Origin of the sequence: Sphingomonas sp. BLCC-B65, from assembly GCF_028550675.1 — a bacterium.
Classification (GTDB): Bacteria; Actinomycetota; Actinomycetes; order Actinomycetales; family Microbacteriaceae; genus Microbacterium.
On record NZ_JAQQGL010000001.1, the window covers coordinates 2,582,434 to 2,595,825 of the forward strand.

General features: G+C 70.5%; 13 protein-coding genes. 8 read left to right on the plus strand and 5 right to left on the minus strand.

Annotation, left to right across the window (positions count from 1 at the left end; translation table 11 throughout):
• Position 1: 1 nt before the first annotated feature.
• Positions 2-1,300, plus strand: a complete 1,299-nt coding sequence (locus PP359_RS12190) for a chloride channel protein (protein ID WP_294978694.1) — start codon at positions 2-4, stop codon at positions 1,298-1,300.
• A 3-nt stretch (positions 1,301-1,303) separates the two neighbouring features.
• Here the strand turns inward: PP359_RS12190 and PP359_RS12195 are convergent, their stop codons facing one another.
• From PP359_RS12195 to aceA, 4 genes are all read right to left on the minus strand, one after another.
• Positions 1,304-1,879 (minus strand): TetR/AcrR family transcriptional regulator, encoded by a 576-nt coding sequence (locus tag PP359_RS12195; protein ID WP_036318283.1) that lies wholly within the window; start codon positions 1,877-1,879, stop codon positions 1,304-1,306.
• Positions 1,872-2,714 carry an alpha/beta fold hydrolase gene (locus tag PP359_RS12200; protein WP_499250692.1) on the minus strand — a complete coding sequence of 281 codons (843 nt, stop codon included), beginning with the start codon at positions 2,712-2,714 and terminating at the stop codon, positions 1,872-1,874. Before PP359_RS12200 ends, PP359_RS12195 begins: the two co-directional genes overlap by 8 nt.
• A 108-nt stretch (positions 2,715-2,822) precedes the next feature.
• Positions 2,823-4,448 carry a malate synthase A gene (gene aceB / locus PP359_RS12205; protein WP_499250693.1) on the minus strand — a complete coding sequence of 542 codons (1,626 nt, stop codon included), beginning with the start codon at positions 4,446-4,448 and terminating at the stop codon, positions 2,823-2,825.
• Between the two features lie 84 nt (positions 4,449-4,532).
• On the minus strand, positions 4,533-5,849 hold the full coding sequence (gene aceA / locus PP359_RS12210; RefSeq protein WP_036318282.1) for an isocitrate lyase: 1,317 nt from the start codon (positions 5,847-5,849) through the stop codon (positions 4,533-4,535).
• 138 nt (positions 5,850-5,987) lie between these two features.
• Here aceA and PP359_RS12215 point away from each other — a divergent pair, with 138 nt between their 5' ends.
• Positions 5,988-7,469 (plus strand): helix-turn-helix domain-containing protein, encoded by a 1,482-nt coding sequence (locus PP359_RS12215; RefSeq protein ID WP_499250694.1) that lies wholly within the window; start codon positions 5,988-5,990, stop codon positions 7,467-7,469.
• Positions 7,470-7,508: 39 nt separating this feature from the next.
• On the opposite strand, the gene PP359_RS12220 is transcribed toward PP359_RS12215, so the two are convergent.
• Positions 7,509-8,192 (minus strand): hypothetical protein, encoded by a 684-nt coding sequence (locus PP359_RS12220; RefSeq protein ID WP_499250695.1) that lies wholly within the window; start codon positions 8,190-8,192, stop codon positions 7,509-7,511.
• 75 nt (positions 8,193-8,267) lie between these two features.
• On the opposite strand from PP359_RS12220, the gene PP359_RS12225 reads away from it, so the two are divergent.
• From PP359_RS12225 to PP359_RS12250, 6 genes are read left to right on the plus strand one after another with little or no spacing between them, the layout of a single operon-like run.
• Entirely contained in the window at positions 8,268-8,921 is a 654-nt protein-coding gene (locus PP359_RS12225) for an HAD family hydrolase (protein WP_499250696.1), read from the plus strand.
• Between the two features lie 37 nt (positions 8,922-8,958).
• Positions 8,959-9,939: a phosphate/phosphite/phosphonate ABC transporter substrate-binding protein gene (phnD, locus tag PP359_RS12230; RefSeq protein ID WP_499250697.1), complete on the plus strand. Its 981-nt coding sequence runs from the start codon at positions 8,959-8,961 to the stop codon at positions 9,937-9,939.
• Complete coding sequence (gene phnC / locus PP359_RS12235; RefSeq protein WP_499250698.1) at positions 9,936-10,754, plus strand: phosphonate ABC transporter ATP-binding protein; 819 nt, start codon at positions 9,936-9,938, stop codon at positions 10,752-10,754. The genes phnD and phnC overlap by 4 nt, the downstream gene beginning before the upstream one ends.
• Positions 10,751-11,563 carry a phosphonate ABC transporter, permease protein PhnE gene (phnE, locus tag PP359_RS12240; RefSeq protein WP_499250699.1) on the plus strand — a complete coding sequence of 271 codons (813 nt, stop codon included), beginning with the start codon at positions 10,751-10,753 and terminating at the stop codon, positions 11,561-11,563. The genes phnC and phnE (PP359_RS12240) overlap by 4 nt, the downstream gene beginning before the upstream one ends.
• Positions 11,560-12,360 carry a phosphonate ABC transporter, permease protein PhnE gene (phnE, locus tag PP359_RS12245; protein WP_036287321.1) on the plus strand — a complete coding sequence of 267 codons (801 nt, stop codon included), beginning with the start codon at positions 11,560-11,562 and terminating at the stop codon, positions 12,358-12,360. The genes phnE (PP359_RS12240) and phnE (PP359_RS12245) overlap by 4 nt, the downstream gene beginning before the upstream one ends.
• On the plus strand, positions 12,350-13,207 hold the full coding sequence (locus tag PP359_RS12250) for a MurR/RpiR family transcriptional regulator (protein ID WP_499250700.1): 858 nt from the start codon (positions 12,350-12,352) through the stop codon (positions 13,205-13,207). The genes phnE (PP359_RS12245) and PP359_RS12250 overlap by 11 nt, the downstream gene beginning before the upstream one ends.
• The last annotated feature ends 185 nt before the right edge of the window (positions 13,208-13,392 follow it).

Consider the following 13,392-nt stretch of genomic DNA (forward strand, 5'->3'; position numbering starts at 1 on the left):
CGTGACAGGAGACGACCGCGCCGCCCGCCCGCCTCGCCGTCTCTCCGGTCTCTGGGGGCTGGTGCGCCTGGGTCTGGCCACGCTCTGCGTCGGCATCGCGACGGGTTTGGCGGTGCTGCTGCTCGTCTGGATCGTCCACTCGGTGGAACACCTGGTGTGGGGAAGCGCCGAGGGGCCGTTCCTCGACGGGCTCGCGCTGCCGTCGCCGTGGTGGCTGCCGATCGTCAGTCTGAGCGCAGCCGGAGTGATCGCGGCCGTCGGCTGGTATGTGCTGCGGCGTTTCGGTCGGCGCATTTCGAGTGTGGAAGAAGGCGTCGCCGGAAAGCGGATGCCGGCGCTGGAGACCCTTGCCGACACGGTGATCCAGGTGACGTCCGTCGGCCTCGGAGCCTCGATTGGCAAGGAGGTCGCGCCGCGGGAGTTGTCGGCGATGGCGGGATCGAAGCTCGTCGGCTGGTTCCGCATCGACGCGCGCTGGTCGATGATCCTCGTCGCCTCCGCGGCCGGCGCGGGCCTGGCCGCCGTCTACAACGTGCCGCTGGCCGGCGCGCTGTTCGCCATCGAGATCCTCCTTGCGCGCTTCAGTGCGGGCGCCGCCGTGGTGGCCCTCTCCGTGAGCGCGATCGCCACGGTCGTCGCGCGTCCCCTGGTCGCCGACGACTCGCTGTACCACGTCGCCCCCGTCGCCGTCACGCCGTCGCTCCTCGTCGCCGCGGTGCTGGTCGGACCGCTCATGGGGTGGGGAGCGACGAGCTTCTCCGCCGTCACCGCCCGCTTGTCGCGGCGCAGGCCCACCGGGTGGAAGCTGCTGATCGTCCTTCCCCTCACGTTCGCCGCGGTCGGCGTGCTCGGCGCGTTCTTCCCGCTCATCCTGGGCAATGGTCGCGCCCTCGCGACCGCCGGCTTCGATCTCGCTCAGCCCGCCTCCCTGCTGCTGGCACTCGCCGTCATGAAATACGTTGCCACCTCGGTCTCGCTCGGATCCGGTGCGATCGGGGGCACGCTGCAGCCGTCGGTGGCGATCGGTGCGGCGTTGGGCGCGGCCGCCGCGACGGGCTGGGCGTTCATCTGGCCCGGTGCCGACGGTACGGCGTTGGCCATCGTGGCCGCGGGTGCGTTCCTCGCCGCCAACATGCGCGCCCCCTTCACCGCGATCGCCCTGATCATCGAGTTCACGGGGACGGGCTTCACCCTGCTGCTGCCGATCTTCCTGGCGGTCGCCGGCTCGCTCGCGGCATCCCGCCTGACGACGGGTGGCGGTCTGCGCCGCTTCGCGCCGATCGATCCCGGACGCGAGTAAGGGTCAGGCCGGCCAGGTCGAGAGCATGCGATCGAGACCGGCGATCATCCGGGCGAAGCTCTCCGAGACGCTGACCGGAAGGGCGAAGCCGCCGCCGTTCTCGAGCGCGCAGAACCCGTGCAGTGCGGCACGCAGTGTGCGGGTCGCGTCGACCAGCTGATCGTCGGCGATGTCATAGCCGCGCAGCGTCGCCGAGACGACCTGCTGCACCTGCGCGGCGGCGAGGGCATGCGCCTCCTCGCGCGCCTCACCGGGCAGCGGTGCGCGCTGGGTGGCCGCGTATCGTCCCGGATGCCGCAGTGCGTACCCCCGATAGGCGTGCGCAAGACTCTCCAGCGCCGCCGTCCGGGACACGCCGATGGCCGCGACCCGCAGTTCCTGGGCGAGCTCACGCGTCGCCTCGGTGGCCACAGCGGAACGCAGCACCTCGAGCGAGGCGATGTGCTTGTAGAGGCTCGGCACCTTCACGCCGGCGCGGCCGGCGATCTCGGCGAGGGTGAGGCCGTCGAGCCCGAGCTCGTCGATCGTCTCCAGTGCCAGCGCCACCACGGCGTCGCGCGTGAGGCCGGCCCTAGGCACCTGTCACCTCGCGACAGAACGCGACCAGGGCGGGGCCGACCTGCTCGGGCTGCTCGGCCTGCGGGTAGTGGCCGGCGCCCTCCACGAGCGTCACGCGCGCGTGCAGCTGTTCGCCGATCCACTCCGCTTCTCCCCTCGGATCGCTGAAGTCGGGGTCGGCGGTGCCCATGATGACCAGCGCCGGTGCCGACACCTCGGGGATCCGCTTCTCGGCGAGGCTGTGGTCGGTGCGGGTCGTGCGCGCGAACGCGGCGGTGGCGCCCGGGCGCGACATCGCCGCGCGGATCGCCGCGCGGTGCTCGGCGAAGTCGGCGGGCCGGCGGCCGGGGTAGAGCTGGGGCAGGTAGGCGAGCCAGGCGGCGCGAGCCCACGGCCGGAGCATCAGCAGGCGGAACGTCGCCGCGGCGAACGGGTTGGTCGGGGCGTTGCGGACGAACGGACCGAGCAGTCCCAGGCCGCTGACGGCTGCGGGATTCTCGGCGGCCGCCCAGACGGCTGCTCCGGCGGCCATCGAGTTGCCGACGACGACGGCCGGACCGCCGAGGTGGGCGATGAGCGCGAGGATGTCGGTGCCGGCCGCGACGTCGTCGTACGCCGAGAACGTGGCGTCCGACTCGCCGTGGCCGCGCAGGTCCATCACGGCGACGCGAAAGCCGGCCTCGCGCAGGGCGGGAACGGTGTGGCGGTAGCTTGCGGCGATCTCGCCCATGCCGGGCACGCACACGATGAGCGGCCCGTCGCCGGTCACGCGATACGCGATACGACCTTCGGGCCGGTCGAGGTGATGGACATCGAGCCGTGCGAAAGCGGCTGCGGGAGAGGTCGAGGTCGTCATAGCCATAAAGCTAATAGCATTAGCCAAATCTGTCAAGATCGCTCGGGCACCGCACGACAGTGGGGGTGGATGCCGCCGCATCCACCCCCACTGTCGGCGTCGGACTCGTCAGTCGTCCAGGTAGTCGGCGTAGGCGCCGAGCGTCAGGAAGGTCGGGAAGTCCTCACCGAGGGCGACATCGCGGAAGATCGCCGCCGCGTCGTCGTAGCGGTCGCCCTTTCGCCGCTCCACCTCGCTCAGCACCTGCGCGATGAGACCCTCGATGTACTCGCGCGTGATGCGGGTGCCGTCGTCGGTCGAGCGATCCTGGTGGATCCACTGCCACACCTGGCTGCGGCTGATCTCGGCGGTCGCGGCATCCTCCATGAGGTTGTCGATGGCGACGGCGCCGAGGCCCCGCAGCCATGCCTCGATGTAGCGGATCGCCACCGACACGTTGCCGTACACGCCTGCCGCCGTGACCGGCAGCCCGATGTGCACGTCGATCAGCTGTGCCGCCTGCACGTTCACCTCGGGCCGCTGGCGGTCGATCTGGTTGGGGCGCTCGCCGAGCACGGCGTCGAACTCCGCCTGCGCGACGGGGATCAGGTCGGGGTGGGCCACCCACGTCCCGTCGAAGCCGTCGCCGGCCTCGCGCTTCTTGTCGGCGGCGACCTTCTCGAACGCCTGGGCCGTCACCTCCGGGTCGCGTCGGTTGGGGATGAAGGCGCTCATGCCGCCGATCGCGAAGGCGCCGCGCTTGTGGCACGTCTTCACGAGCAGTTCCGTGTAGGCCCGCATGAACGGCACGGTCATCGTGACCTGGCTGCGGTCGGGCAGCACGAACCGCGCGCCCCGGCCGCGGTAGTTCTTGATCATCGAGAAGATGTAGTCCCAGCGGCCGGCGTTCAGGCCCGCGATGTGATCGCGCAGCTCGAACAGGATCTCCTCCATCTCGAAGGCCGCCGGCAGCGTCTCGATGAGCACGGTGGCACGGATGGTGCCGTGCGGGATGCCGAGGTACTCCTCGCTGAACGTGAAGACGTCGTCCCAGAGCTTCGCCTCCTCCGCTGACTCGATCTTCGGCAGGTAGAAGTACGGGCCGACGCCGTTGTCGATCAGACGCTGGGCGTTGTGGAAGAAGTACAGTCCGTAGTCCACCAGCGAGCCCGATGCGGCCAGGTCGCGACCGGCGCGATCGGTGTAGCGGATGTGCTTCTCGACCAGGTGCCACCCGCGCGGGCGCATCACGATGGTGGGAGTCCGCTCGGCGGTGACGCGGTACTCCTTGCCCTCGGGGCTCGTGTACGACAGCTGTCCGCGGATCGCGTCGAACAGCGAGAGCTGACCCTCGATGACGTTCCGCCAGGTGGGGCTCGTGGCGTCCTCCTGGTCGGCCAGCCAGACCTTCGCGCCCGAGTTGAGCGCGTTGATCGTCATCTTCGGGTCGGTCGGGCCGGTGATCTCGACACGCCGATCCTCCAGGCCCGGGCCGGCTCCTGCGACCTGCCACTCGGCGTCGTCGCGGATGTGGGCCGTGTCGGAGCGGAACTGCGGGTCGTGCCCGTTGCCGATCTCGAAGCGGCGCCGCATCCGGTCGGCGAGGCGGTCGTGGCGGCGCCCGGCGAAGCGGACGTGGAGTTCGGCGAGGAACGCGATGGCCGCGGGGGTGAGGATCTCCTCGTAGCGGTCGCGGATCGGTCCCGTGATGGTGATGGTCGATGCGGGCGCGGTGCCCGTGGCGGTGGGAGTCATGGCCCTGCTCTTTCTGTGTCGTGTGTGATTGATTGCGGCGTTTCGACTCGGCCCAGCGAGCGCAGCGAGTCGAGACGGGGTGCGTCAGTGGAACTGCTCGGCCTCAGTGGATCCCACCAGAGCCAGGGTCGCGCTGTCGGGGTTGAGCGCCGTGGAAACGAAATCGAAGTAGCCGGTGCCCGCCTCGCGCTGGTGCTTGGTGGCGGTGTAGCCGCGCGATTCCGCGGCGAACTCGGCTTCCTGCAGCTCGACGTACGCGCTCATGGCGCGCTCGGCGTAGCCGGAGGCGAGGTCGAACATCGAGTAGTTGAGGGCGTGGAAGCCGGCCAGCGTGATGAACTGGAACTTGTAGCCGAGGTCTGCGAGCTCCTGCTGGAAGGTCGCGATCTGCTCGTCGCTGAGGTGGCGCTTCCAGTTGAAGCTCGGCGAGCAGTTGTAGGCGAGCATCTTGCCGGGGAACTGCTCGTGGATCGCGCTCGCGAACGCCCGGGCGAGTTCGATGTCGGGCTCTCCGGTCTCGACCCACAGGAGGTCGGCGTACGGCGCGAACGCCAGGCCGCGGCTGATGACCGCCTCCAGGCCGGGGCGCACCCGGTAGAAGCCCTCGCTCGTGCGCTCGCCGGTCGTGAACTCCTGGTCGCGGGGGTCGACGTCGCTGGTGAGCAGGTCGGCCGCCAGCGCATCGGTGCGGGCGATGATGACGGTCGGCACGCCGGCGACGTCGGCGGCGAGCCGAGCCGCGTTCAGGGTGCGGATGTGCTGCTGCGTGGGCACCAGCACCTTTCCGCCGAGGTGGCCGCACTTCTTCTCGCTGGCGAGCTGGTCCTCCCAGTGGATGCCCGCGGCACCGGACTGGATCAGCGACTGCGCGAGCTCGTACGCGTTGAGGGGGCCGCCGAAGCCGGCCTCGGCATCCGCGACGATGGGAGCCAGCCAGTCCTGCGTGAGGGTGCCTTCCGCGTGCTCGATCTGGTCTTGGCGGATCAGCGCGTTGTTGATGCGGCGGACGACGGCAGGCACGGAGTTGGCCGGGTAGAGGCTCTGGTCGGGGTAGGTCTGACCGGCCAGGTTGCCGTCGGCGGCGACCTGCCAGCCGGACAGGTAGATGGCCTTCAGGCCCGCGCGCACCTGCTGCACGGCCTGGCCTCCGGTGTAGGCGCCCAGGGCCCGGATGTAGTCCTCGGTGTGGAGCAGGTTCCAGAGGTTCTCGGCGCCGCGGCGGGCGAGGGTGTTCTCCTCGCGCACCGACCCGCGCAGGCGCACGACGTCCTCTGCCGTGTAGGTGCGCTGTACGCCGTCCCACCGCGGGTCGGTGTCCCAGATCTCCTGCAGCTCAGCGGCGGTCTGCGTCTGGTCGCCGGCGCGCAGTGGCGGCTGACCGGGGGTGGCCTGGATCGTCATGGTGCTCTCCTTCATCGGATGCCGGGGCGATGCCGGCGGTGGCTCGTGTCTCCACTGTGGGTGAAATTCGAGGCCGGAAGTAACCAAAACCGGTGTGAAGTTTGAAGGAACTTCACGTTCTGTGACACAATCCCGGACATGACGAACATCGATGTTCCGTTGACGGCGACGACCACAGAGCCCGAGGACGAGGCCGATGCGCTCACGATCGGCCGGCGCATCCGTCAGCTGCGCACGGCGCGCGGGATGACCCTCGACGAGCTTGCGGCAGCGGTCGAGCGGGCACCGAGTCAGCTGTCGATGATCGAGACGGGAAAGCGCGAACCCAAGCTCACTCTCCTGCGCGCCATCGCCAAAGCGCTCGGTGCCACGGTCGATCAGCTCCTCGAGGCCGAGCCTCTCGACGAGCGAGCCACGCTCGAGATCGCACTGGAGCGCGCCATGAAGGGGCAGACCTTCCGGGCGCTCGGAATCGAGCCGTTCCGCATCGGCAAATCGATCCCCGACGACGCCCTTCGTGCCCTGCTGGCGCTGCAGGGGGAGATCGAAAGGCTCGGTGACGAGCGCTCCGCCACCCCCGAGGAGGCGCGTCGCGCGAACGTCGAGCTGCGCCACCTGATGCGGCGCCAGGACAACTATTTCGCCGAGCTCGAGGAGCACGCGCGCGCCATCCTGCGCGCCGTCGACCACCCGGGTGGCCCGCTCACGCAGCGCACCGCGTCGGACATCGCCGCCCACCTGGGCTTCTCCCTGCACTACGTCGCCGACCTGCCGGCCTCGACGCGGTCGGTCGCCGACATCAAGCACGGGCGGCTGTATCTGTCGAGCACGGTGCCCGCGAAAGGCGACTCGCGCACCGCCGTGCTCCAGGCGCTCGCCAGTCGCATCCTCGGGCACGCCGAGCCGCGCTCGTACGCCGAGTTCCTGCGTCAGCGGGTGGAGACGAACTACCTGACCGGTGCCCTCCTGATCCCCGAAGACCATGCGGTGCCGGTGCTGCACGACGCCAAGTCCCGCCGGGCCTTGTCGATCGAAGACCTCCGCGACGCGTACTCGGTGTCGTACGAGACCGCGGCGCACCGCTTCACCAATCTGGCGACGCGGCATCTCGGCATCCCGGTGCACTTCCTGAAGGTGCACGAGTCGGGCACCATCACGAAGGCCTACGAGAACGACGACGTGAACTTCCCGGCCGACCGGCTGGGCTCGATCGAGGGGCAGTTGTGCTGTCGGCGCTGGACGAGCCGCGCCGTGTTCGACATCCCCGACAAGTTCAACCCCTACTACCAGTACACCGACACCGGCAACGGCACGTTCTGGTGCACGGCCCGCGTGGAGACCTCCAGCGAGGGAGCGCACTCGGTGTCGGTGGGTGTGCGCTTCGACGACACGAAATGGTTCGTCGGGCGCGAGACGACCAACCGCGGCGTCTCCCGTCACGCGGTCGAGGTGTGCTGCCGGCGCGCTCCCGCCGAACTGGAGTCGCAGTGGCGCGATCAGGCGTGGCCGAACGTGCGAACCCCTCGGACGCTGCTCGCGACGCTGCCGACCGGCGCGTTCCCCGGCGTCGACACGACCGACCTGTACGAGTTCCTCGAGGCGCACGCCCCCCGCGACTGAGGTGCTCGCTGCGCTGCGCTGTGGTGGGGTGTGGGCCGCTCAGACCACGGCGTTCCAGCGCAGACGCGGGGTGGCGGCATCCACCTCGTCGAGAACGGCCGCGGGCGAGGCGACCGGGAACGTCGTGATCAGTCGCTGGATGCCGCCGTTGATCAGCGCGTAGGCGAGGGCGGAAGGGCCGGATGCCGCGGCGCGCCCGATCGCGATGACGACTTCCGTGTCCTGCACCCGCTGACGGCGCACCGGAGTGCGCTCCACCAGTGCGGTGGCGGCAGCGGCGACCCGCGCCAGCAGGGTCTCGCCCGTCGGCAGCGCCCAGGGGAGGAAGGCGTCGGCGGCCAGCCCGTAGGCGCGGGCCAGCTGGCCGTCCAGCCAGCGCTCGCGTTTGAGGCCGTAGGGGGTCGGTGTCGTCGACAGCAGGTAGCCGTAGACGTGCAGCAGGCCGGCGTTGCCGACGGGGAAGCAGGCGTCGATGCCGGCGCGCTCGTGGAGCGCCCTGAAGACCGACGCCGCGACCACGGATGTGCCCGTGTTCTCGTCGATGACCGTGGACAGCCCCCATGCGTCGAATCGGCGCGCGGCGGCGTCGGCGTCGATCGAGGTGCCGAGCCACGGGAGGAGGTCGAAGGCGGCCGCGGGATCGCCCGTGGCGAGCGCGGCCGCGGCGTCGAGTCGCGAGAGCTCCCCGCCACTTTTTACCGGATGTTCATCTGCCGTGGTCATTACGTCCACACATGTCCTTCACTATGGACAAAGCGTCCAGCCTCACGGACGCGTTCGTCACCCGCAGGGAGATTCGTGCCTCGTCCCATTCTCATCTTCGACTTCGACGGTACCGTCGCCCTCGGCGACGGGCCGGTGCGCGCGTACGCCCGCGCCGTCGCCACCGAGGCCGGACTGTCGCCGTCGTTCGTCGATGAGATCGCCACCGGCCTCGCCGACGGCGACGACGCCATCGACGCCTACGACCTCGTGCGGGTGCGCGCCGTCGCGGCCGGAGCCGCCCCCGAGCACCTCGCGCGCGGCTACGCCGCCAGCCGCGCACAGCTCGCGTCCGACGACGCTCCCGTTCTCGCCCCCGAGGGCCTCGCCACCTTCCTCGCGACGGTCGACGCGGAGCGCATCCTGGTCACCAACGCGCCCGGCGTGCGCATTCCGGAGGCGCTGACGGCGCTCGCGCTGGAAGGGCTCTTCGACCGCGTCGTCGTCGACGCGGGCAAGCCCGACGGGCTCGCCGCGCTGCTGGACGAGCTGGACGCGGATGCCGAGGTGCTCGCCGTCGGCGACATCTGGCGCAACGACCTGGCTCCGGCCCACGCCCGCGGCCACGCGACGGCGCTGGTCGGCGGCTATCCCGACCCCGACGCCACCCCGGACTTCCGCGCCGACACGCTTCCCGAACTCCTGCCCGCCCTCACCGAATGGGTTCGCGCCCGCGCGCGTACCCGCTGACCACTCCTCGATCCACCCCGACACCGAAGGACACCTCATGCGCATCACCCGCCTCCGACTCGCCGCGGTCGCCGCGACGGCGCTCGCCGCCACCGTCGCGCTCGCCGGCTGCTCCGGCACCTCCGACGCCTCCGGCTCCGCCGCGCCGGCCGCCGATCCGAGCTCGCTCGTTCTCGCCCTCGTGCCCTCGCAGGACCAGGGCGGCCTCGTCGACACGGCCAAGCCCCTGACCGACATGCTGAGCTCGGAACTCGGCATCCCCGTCACGGGCGTCGTGTCGAAGGACTATCAGGCCGCCGTGGAGGCGATGGGTGCCGACCAGGCGCAGATCGGCTTCCTCCCCTCGCTGCAGCTGTGGCAGGCCAGCGACCGCTACGGTGCGAAGGTCGTGCTGCAGACCGAGCGTAACGGCGCGATCACCTACCCGGCCCAGTTCATGACGAACAACCCGAGCAAGTACTGCTCCGACACCCCCGTCGACAAGGACGGGATGCTGTACTGCAACGGCACCGACAAGCTGGCGACGCCGAGCGGCCTGGACGCGATCACCAAGATCGCCGGTGCGAAGGTCGCCGTGCTCGGCCCCGGCTCGCCGGCCGGCTACATCTATCCGATGCTCGCCCTCAAGGAGAAGGGCGTCGATATCGACAACGGGTTCCAGAAGATCCCGGTCACCGCCAACGACGCCTCCGTCATGGCCGTCTACAAGGGCGACGCCGAGGTCGGCTTCAGCTTCTGGGACGCGCGCACTCTCGTGAAGAAGGACACCCCCGACGTGGGCCAGAAGGTCGTCGTCTTCGCCCTCAGCGACCCGATCCCCAACGACGGCGTCGCCGTCTCGTCGAAGCTCTCGCCGGCCCTCCAGGACAAGATCACGCAGGCACTGCAGTCGTACTCCGAGACCGAGGCCGGCTCGAAGGTGCTGCAGAGCATCTACTCCATCACCAAGCTCGCGCCGGCCAACCCCGCATCGCTCGACGTCGTCGCGCGGGCCGCCCAGCAGCTGGGACTGCAGTGACGGATCGCATCCTGACCCAGGGCATCGCGGCTGCGGCCGCGGTGCCCTGGGGCATTCGTCTGGACGGGGTCACCGTCCGCTACCCCAACGGCACCGTGGGCCTGCGCGGTGTGGATCTCGAGATCGCGCCGGGCGAGATGGTCTGCATCGTCGGCCTCTCCGGGTCGGGAAAGTCGACGCTGATCCGCACGATCAACGGCCTCGTGCCCGTGACGGAGGGCACCGTGACCGTCGGCGGCCAGCGCGTCGACAACGCGTGGGGCAAGCGCCTTCGCCACCTCCGCGGGCAGATCGGCATGGTGTTCCAGGGGTTCAACCTCGCCGGTCGGACGACCGTGTTGAACAACGTGCTCGTGGGGCGTCTCACCCACACGCCGTACTGGCGCACCCTGGCGGGCGCCTACCGCGACGCCGACAGGCAGATCGCCTTCGAGGCGCTCGATCGCGTCGGCATCCTGTCGAAGGTGTGGGATCGGGCCTCGGCACTGTCGGGCGGCCAGCAGCAGCGCGTCGCGATCGCGCGCGCCCTTGCGCAGCAGCCGCGGATCGTCCTCGCCGATGAGCCGGTCGCGAGCCTCGACCCGCCCACCGCGCACGGCGTCATGGGCGATCTGCGGCGGATCAACGCCGACCTCGGCATCACGGTGCTGGTCAACATCCACCTGCTCGATCTCGCACGGCAGTACGGCGCGCGCATCATCGGCATGCGCGCCGGGGAGGTCGTCTTCGACGGGCCGGCCGCGAGCGCGACGGATGCCGACTTCGAGAACATCTACGGACGGTCGCTGACCGGCGACGATCGGCTCGATCGATGAGCGTCGCGCCCGCGGCATCCGCGCTGGTGGTGCCCGAGCGGCCTCGACGCCGCGCCGGAACGTGGATCGCGGTGGCGGTCATCGTCGTGATCACGGTGGTCACGTGCCTTCCGGGCATCGGCGTGGGCTTGGATGTCGCGCCGATCGTCGCGAACTGGCGAAACGGTGCCACGAAGATCGTCGAACTGCTCACGCCCGACTGGTCGTTCTTTCCGCGCACCGTCGCGCCGATGCTCGAGACGCTGCAGATGGCGGTGCTGGGAACCGTCGTGGGGGCCGCGATCTCGCTGCCGCTGTCGTTCTGGGCGGCACGGCCCACCAATCCGCACCCCGCCTTCCGCGGTGCGGTGCGGACCCTGCTGAATGTGATCCGCGCGGTTCCCGAGCTCGTCTACGCGGCGGTGCTCGTCGCGATGGTCGGCGTCGGCGCGCTTCCCGGCATCCTCGCACTCGCGATCTTCAACATCGGCATCATCGTCAAGCTCGTCTCCGAGTCGATCGACGCGCAGGATGCCGGTGCCATCGAAGCCGGTCGGGCCGCCGGTGGCACGCAGGCGCAGATCAACCGCGCCGTCGCCCTCCCCGATGCGTGGCCGGCATTCGTGTCGCAGACCCTGTACGTGTTCGAGCTGAACGTGCGCGCCTCGACGGTGCTGGGGCTCGTCGGCGCCGGAGGGATCGGGCTGCTCATCGACGCGGTCCGCACGTTCTACCGCTACGACCAGCTCTCCCTCATCATCCTCGAAGTGCTCGTCGTGGTCGTCGTGATCGACCTGATGAGCGACGCCATCAGACGGAGGCTCGTGTGAGCGCCCTCGCCGTTCCCGTCCGCCGTCGTTCGCCGTGGCGGGCCGTGTCGGCCGTCGTCGTCACCGCCGTCGTGGTCGCCGCCTTCTGGTCGGTGCAGATCTCGTGGGGCCGTCTCGCCGACCTCCCCGCCGACATCGGTCGCTACCTCTGGCTCATGTTCTCGGCGCCGGAGTGGTCGAAGCTGCCCGAGGCGCTCTGGCAGACCTGGCGGAGCATCGAGATGGCGTGGGTGGGGACCGTGCTCGGCATCCTGCTGGCGACCCCGCTCAGTCTCGTGGCCGCCCGCGGCTTCGGGCCGCTGTGGCTGCGCGGCGTGCTGCGACTCGTGTTCTCGGTCATCCGCGCCGTGCCCGAGCTGATCATCGCGATCATCATCCTCTCGGTCACCGGGCTGACGCCGCTGACCGGTGCGCTCGCCCTCGCCGTCAACGGCATCGGCACGCTCGGCAAATGGGGCTACGAAGCGGTGGAGGCCGTACCTCCCGGGCCCATCGAGGCGGCGCGCGCCGCGGGAGGCTCGACGGCGCAGGTGCTGCGCTGGGGCGTGTGGCCGCAGGCGCAGCCGGTGTTCCTGTCGTTCTGGCTCTACCGGTTCGAGATCAACGTGCGCTCGTCGGCCGTTCTCGGTCTCATCGGGGTCGGCGGCATCGGCGATATGCTGACGTCCTACACCCAGTACCGGGAGTGGTCCACCGTGGGGATGCTGCTCATCGTGGTGATCGTCGTCACGATGGCGATCGACGCGGCGAGTGGAGCGCTCCGCCGGCGAATCATGGAGGGTCCGCGTGCCCGTTGACGCGCCGACGACGGTGCGCATCGCCGCGATGCGCAACGGCCTGCAGCCCACCGAACGGCGGGTCGCCGACCTCATCGTGGCCGAGCCCGACGCGGTGGTGGAGCTCACCGCGCAGCAGCTCGCCGACCGTGCCGGCGTCGCTCGCTCATCGGTCGTGCGGGCGTGCCAGTCGCTGGGCTACCGGGGCTACCCGCAGCTGCGCGTCGCCTTGGCCGCCGAACTCGGCGCCCAGCCGCCACGCGACGCCGACCACGGCGACGGCCCGCTCGGTGAGCTGCGCGCGGCCCTCGCCCGCACCGCGCAGTCGTTGACCACGGCGGTGAGCCTGATGAGCGCCGACGACGTCTCGTCTGCCGTCGCCGATGTCGCCGGTGCCTCACGCCTGCTGGTCGTCGCCAACGGCCTGTCGGCTCCCGTCGCGAGCGATCTGGCGATGCGCCTGACCGCGGTCGGTCGTCCCGCCGAGGTGATCGCGGATGCCATCGCGCAGCAGATCGCGGCGCGTCAGCTGTCGGCCGCGGACGTGTGCATCGTCGTGAGCGGCTCGGGAGCGAATGCCGCGAGCGTGCGGGCGGCCGAGGCGGCCCGCAGCGCCGGTGCGCGCGTGCTGGCCCTGACCTCCTTCGCGTCCAGCCCGTTGGCCGACCGCGCTGACCGCTCGCTCGTGATCACCCCGACCGGCGTCAGCTTCCGCGAGGAGCTGGCCCACACCTCGCGGGTCGCACACGCCGCGTTCGTGGAGGCGTTCGTGGATGCCGTCGCGGGCGTGCTGGGGGAGAGGGCCCGCGTCGTGCGGGCGCACGTGCTCGGCATCCTGTCGGACAACCTCGACGACGGCACCGCCTGACCGCGCCGGCCGATCTCGCTGGCCGATCTCGTCGGGCAGGGCGATCCTCCCCGGTCGTGCTGCGCTTCGGCTCAGTCGTGCTGCGCTTCGGCTCAGTCGTGCTGCGCTCCGGGAGGAGATTTCGCGTCGGGAGGATGCCGTGGCGGCATCCGTCCTCCCGAGTGGAAATCTCCTCGGCGAGTGCG